The sequence below is a fragment of the Actinocorallia lasiicapitis genome (genome assembly GCF_054778695.1).
Genome location: NZ_BAAGZI010000812.1, coordinates 1 through 919 on the forward strand (window position 1 = coordinate 1; position 919 = coordinate 919).

The 919-nt window shown below is 75.5% G+C and carries 1 protein-coding gene; it reads right to left on the reverse strand.

From position 1 onward, the window contains the following. Positions 1-919: PH domain-containing protein (locus ACYVE7_RS34775; protein WP_460370902.1), on the reverse strand; the 919-nt coding region annotated here is incomplete at both ends.

Consider the following 919-nt stretch of genomic DNA (forward strand, 5'->3'; position numbering starts at 1 on the left):
CGCGGCGCGGTCGGCAGGAGGGTGCCGCGCTGCTCGACGTCGCCCAGGCCCGGCACCAGAGCGGTCAGCCTGACCACGCCCGCCACCCGCTCCAGCGGGTTGTCGCGCAGCTCCACGCCGCGGATCCGGCCGCGTTCCAGGGTGACGGCGCGCCTGGTCAGCAGGCCGCGCTCGGCGACCAGGGAGTCCTTGCCGTCGGCGCGGAGGGTGAAATCCCAGTTGAACAGGGCGAAAACGATCACCGAGGCGAGCGGCAGGGCGAGGATCAGCGCGCCGCCGGCCGCGGCGACGACGTCCGCGGGCAGCTCCACGACCAGATCGCCCAGATGGCTGAGCGTGCCCTCGCCGATCAGGCCCAGCTCGTCGCCGAGGTTGTACAGGGTGCCGAGGGCGCTGCCGGCCAGCGCGAACGGGGTCAGCAGGTAGGCGCCGCTGAGCGGGGCGTACCGCAGCCAGGCGGAGTCGGCCCTGGCGATGGTCTGCTCGCGGGGCGCACGGCCCGGCAGCAGCAGGGCGCGCAGCCGCTCGGCCTCCCGGCGGGAGACCGCGTCCAGGACGCCCTCGTCGCCGCCCGCGGCCGCGTCGATCCGGACCACGGCCAGGCCCAGCAGCCGGTGGGGGAGCGCCGCCGTGACGTCCACCCCGCGGATCCGGTCGATCGGGATGGTCTTCACCGACCGGCTCAGCAGCGAATGCCGCAGCTCCACCCGGTCGGGGTGGACGGTGTAGCTGAAGGTCGCCCAGCGCAGGATCTGATGGCCGAGGCCGAACGCCAGGGCCGCCCCCGCGAACGCCAGCCCGGGGCCGAGGCCGCCGATCACCAGCGCGGTCATCGCCACCGCGATCAAGGCGGCGACCTCGCGGAACGCGCCCACGACCCAGGCGCGGGGGTTCAGCCTGCGCCGCCGGGGGGTCTGCT